Here is a 4,173-nt window from a genome sequence, read left to right on the forward strand (position 1 = left end):
AAAAAATGAGTTCATCGATATCCCTTGTTAAGACGTCAGAACTCGATCTACGTGAGCTAAGCCCATCATACTTTATAACTGGCTATCAAGGATTCGGTATGCTAGGATACCTAACCACGAGGCATATTGTGCGTGAGCTCAAACTCCAGAAGATAGGATTCATTAAGACAAGATACATGCCGGAGTTCACAATGTACAGTAGGGAGCGGGGATTAATGTATCCATTTGAAGTATATGCTGGAAAAATAGGGAGTAATAACGCTGTCATCGTGTTGCATAATGCAACTCCAAGCGAGAAGGAGAGGACTAGTTACACAGAGTACTTGGCTAAACTGGCTAGGGATATTGGTGCTAAAGAAGTGATATTGGTAGGTGGATTAGACCCCAGCCTAAGGGAAGATGTGAATGAGAAGTATAGATGGATACCTATAGGTAACACAGGTATCAAGCTTAATGCAAAGCTCTTGGAGGAGAGACATGTAATAGGACCACTTGCACTAACAATGATGTTTATGAACGCGTATGGGTTAAGCGGCGTAACTATTCTAGCATACACAGAGCTCTATAGACCAGATCCAAAGGCGAGTGCTGTAGCCGTTGAGGTTATAAGTAGTATACTGGGTGTTGAAATAAATACTTCATCACTACTTGAGGAGGCATCCCTTATAGAGGCTATAGAGGCTGAAAGAGAAAAAGTTGAAAAGGCTATAGAGGAATCTGAGAAGAAATCTCGTCTATCCTATATATAGCTATTTTATCCCTTAAGTCTGGGAAAGCCCTTAGTATTTTGGTGTATAGTTTTCTAGTGAACCAGCTGGCTTCCACTATGATTATCTTCTTGGCTCCTTGTCTGCTAAGGGTTGAAAGCAATGAGCCTATTTCCATCGGGGAGATATCCCTTGTAGTGAACCGTGATTCATGCTGATAGAACGGATAGGTTGAGGATAACCCTGGTGGTATTACTCCTAGGAATGGATGTATAAAGAGTACTTGTATTGAATTATTGCCTCTAAGGTTGTTTTCTAGGTCTAGGTATTCATCTTGGCTTGTATATGGTTTTCTATAGGCAGGGATTACAATGATGTATTTATTCCTTAAGGAGTCACCGAGGATGTTGGAGACCCTTGTCTTCGTTTCCTCTACTCTGGGATTACGTGTTGACGATCTATCAATTAGAAACAGGGCTTTCGTATCCGGCTTTGATAAGGGGTTATACTGCTTCAATAGGTCTCTATATTTCACTAGGACATTGAATGCTTCCCTGAGGCTTGGATGCCCCTTACTCTTATACTCCAGGAGCTCCCAGAGCCTGCCCTCCATGATGGCTTGCTTAACGTTTTTCAATTCCTTGGAGAGCATGTAGAGGTTATGTAAGGCTATTAATCTCGTTCTCTCCTGTCTGGGTAGCTCAAGTAGTTCCTTGGCGGTGTAACGACTGCAGACAGGGCAGTTGCATGGTAGGTAATGTAGATCCCTTATGTTTCTAGTTCCGGTCTCAGTCATATACCTATCATCGCGGGCATATAATATATAGCTCGCTGAATCGAAGAGATCTCCTCCGGCTGCTACTAGGAAGGGGAGGGCCATCGGGTGTCCTACCCCAAATACATGTATGGGTTTCCCTGGTGGCAGTAATCTTTTAGCTAGGATAAGGGATTCGATTATTTTCGAGTAACTGTATTTCTCGAGGAGTACTGTAGGAGATCCTATAGCGTATATGCTGTAAACGGGGAGCTTCCACGCTAGTATTGATGATCTTTCAACAAGCTCGTTATAGGGTATTCCCTGGATAGGGAGCACCCATAACTGATCACTATCGGATATTAGTGGCGCAGCTTCAACAGCTCTTCTATATGTTTCATAGATGCTTTCAACGGCTTCCTTATATGATGCCCTATTACCCGTGGGCTTATCCAGTATCACGCCTATATCTACTCCTATGCGCCTCTGATATGATACTATAGTCTTATTATCGACCTCTACATCACCATATATTAGGACCTGGTAGCCGCCTGAATCCGTCATTATGGTTTTACTCCACTTTAACTCATCGTGGATCGGCTTGGCTACTCCCTTATTCCTCTTGTAGAAGAGGTAAGCGTTTGTTATTAATCCGTTGAAACCAAGCTCTAAAAGCTTATCAAGTGGGACCTCCTGCTTTAATGGGTTGATGACTGGAAAAAGATAGGGGGTTTCAATACTTCCATGCCTAGTAGTTAACTTGGTTATCCTACCTGCTAAATCATATTCGCGTGGCTCGAAAAACACCTTTCTATCCCTGTATCATCTTCCTTCTGTACTCTATGTATTTCTTGTAAATGCTGTGAAGCGTCTCAGCTATAGGTCCGGAGCCAAGTACACCGTCCTCACCAACCCTGTAGCGTCCCTGTACCTCTACTACTCTTGCCTCGGGTATTACTTTAACCATATGTTCTGGGATCTTCATTTCTCTAAGAACCCATTCCTTGAATTCCTCGGGGTTGAATAATGGTTCCTCCATGATAACTATCTCCGAGATTCTCTCACCTTTAATCACGACTCTAGGAACCCTGTTCCCCTTGTCGTCTACAGCGTTTCTCAATAATATGTTTAATCCAGGGTGGTCGAAACCTATTAATATTCCATCATAGTATTTTCCATCGCTTAATATGACACGTATTTTTTTATCTATCATTGAGGCTAACTCGCTGACCAGTCTTCTTGAAGCATCGACAACAGACATTCAGGCTCACCAAAGCTTATTAACATATTACATACCTTAATTACATTTGTCTTAGACAATAAAAACCTGGGTGCTACGCCATGGTGTTTAGTGAGAGTTGTACTGTGAATGAAATACAGCAGTTAAGGGTACCGAATACATATCGTTTAAAACTAACCTGTAACACGGTCAGTATGGAGGTCGAGCTCCATGAGGATGTCGTATCCCAACCCAGGATCAGTGCTAGCATTGATGTCGAGATTACACGGGACAAGGAGAAATGCCTCGAGAAATACTTCTGCGCTAACGGATATGTTGTCTCTACTAGTAGAATAGGGGATATATATAGGATCGTTATATCGCTTCACGGGTTACTAGTTGTTATAAAAAGCCCCAGCCAACTGGATTTAAGGCCCATGGATAAAATCTATTTGGGATTAACGGTTAAGTAGTTTAAATCTTCAAAAATAAGTTTAGTCTTCTTTCTCTTTTTCTTCTTCGCCGGGTTTCTTACCGGTTTCCTCTTTGCCCTTCTCGAGCTTACTGGCCGCTATCACGTCATCTATTCTCAATATTATGGTGGCTGCTTCAGTACCAGCTTTTATCGCGTTAGCCAGTATGCTCACTGGCTCTATGACACCTTTCTCCTTCATGTTTACCAGGTCGCCTGTTGCGAGGTCTATGCTTAAGTATTTACCGCTATCCTTCTCATGGGCAGCTCTAAGCTTCATTATCATGTCTATTGGGTCTAATCCAGCATTCTCAATCAGTGATACTGTTAGCCCCTCAATGGCTTTCGCGAACGCCTCTATTGCTAACTGTTCCTTACCACCGATCTTCGTTGCAAGCCTTCTTATGTATTTAGCTAGCTCGATCTCTGTTGCTCCACCGCCTGGAATAATCTTACCGTCTCTTAATGCGTCCGCTACAGCTGATAATGCATCTCTCATGCTTCTCTCAGCTTCATCAACCAGCCTCTCTAATCCTCCCCTTATCACTATGCTTACGGATCTCGGGTTCTTGCATCCCTCTATGAATACCATTTTATCTTCTCCAATCTTCCTCTCCTCTACTAGTGCAGCGTATCCGAGGTCCTCTGGTGTTAAGTCCTCTATGTTGCTTACTATTCTGCCGCCTGTAGCCCTCTCGAGTTTCTCGAGGTCGCTCCTCTTAACTCTTCTAACGGCTAATATCCCCTTCTTAGCTAGGAAGTGCTGGGCAACCTCATCAATGCCTTTCTGACATACAACCACGTTAGCGCCGACACTAGCTATCTTGTCAACCATCTTAACCAGTATATCTTCTTCCTGTTGCAGGAATTTCTCTAATTGCTCTGGATCATTTATTCTTATCTCGGCATCTATCTCGGGCTTTTCTATCTCTAATGGGGCATCTAGGAGCACTATCCTAGCGTTCTCAACTCTCCTAGGCATGCCCGGGTGGACAACCTCCTTATCCAACACGATGCCGTA

General features: G+C 43.3%; 5 protein-coding genes. 2 read left to right on the forward strand and 3 right to left on the reverse strand.

The features are described 5' to 3' along the window. The first annotated feature begins 5 nt into the window (after positions 1 to 5). Positions 6 to 749 (forward strand): proteasome assembly chaperone family protein, encoded by a 744-nt coding sequence (locus ACP5N5_RS05870; protein WP_276814231.1) that lies wholly within the window; start codon positions 6 to 8, stop codon positions 747 to 749. On the opposite strand, the gene tgtA is transcribed toward ACP5N5_RS05870, so the two are convergent. Continuing rightward, positions 706 to 2,268, reverse strand: coding sequence for a tRNA guanosine(15) transglycosylase TgtA (tgtA, locus tag ACP5N5_RS05875; protein WP_276814233.1), 1,563 nt, complete (start codon positions 2,266 to 2,268; stop codon positions 706 to 708). The genes ACP5N5_RS05870 and tgtA overlap by 44 nt on opposite strands. A gap of 4 nt (positions 2,269 to 2,272) precedes the next feature. Further along, positions 2,273 to 2,722 (reverse strand): Lsm family RNA-binding protein, encoded by a 450-nt coding sequence (locus ACP5N5_RS05880; RefSeq protein WP_012608926.1) that lies wholly within the window; start codon positions 2,720 to 2,722, stop codon positions 2,273 to 2,275. A gap of 80 nt (positions 2,723 to 2,802) precedes the next feature. On the opposite strand from ACP5N5_RS05880, the gene ACP5N5_RS05885 reads away from it, so the two are divergent. After that, positions 2,803 to 3,153, forward strand: coding sequence for a DNA-directed RNA polymerase subunit G (locus ACP5N5_RS05885; protein WP_048058925.1), 351 nt, complete (start codon positions 2,803 to 2,805; stop codon positions 3,151 to 3,153). 21 nt (positions 3,154 to 3,174) lie between these two features. Here the strand turns inward: ACP5N5_RS05885 and thsB are convergent. After that, positions 3,175 to 4,173, reverse strand: a 999-nt coding sequence (gene thsB, locus ACP5N5_RS05890; RefSeq protein ID WP_428133868.1) for a thermosome subunit beta, incomplete at its 5' end; no start/stop codon positions are given.

The organism is Desulfurococcus sp. (genome assembly GCF_049970475.1).
Lineage (GTDB): Archaea > Thermoproteota > Thermoprotei_A > Sulfolobales > Desulfurococcaceae > Desulfurococcus > Desulfurococcus amylolyticus.

What these genes read in the sequence shown, in the direction of transcription:
- ACP5N5_RS05880 (WP_012608926.1), bottom strand. Translation starts at nt 2,722, where the DNA reads ATGTCTGTTGTCGATGCTTCAAGAAGACTGGTCAGCGAGTTAGCCTCA.
- ACP5N5_RS05885 (WP_048058925.1), top strand. Translation starts at nt 2,803, where the DNA reads ATGGTGTTTAGTGAGAGTTGTACTGTGAATGAAATACAGCAGTTAAGG.
- ACP5N5_RS05870 (WP_276814231.1), top strand. Translation starts at nt 6, where the DNA reads ATGAGTTCATCGATATCCCTTGTTAAGACGTCAGAACTCGATCTACGT.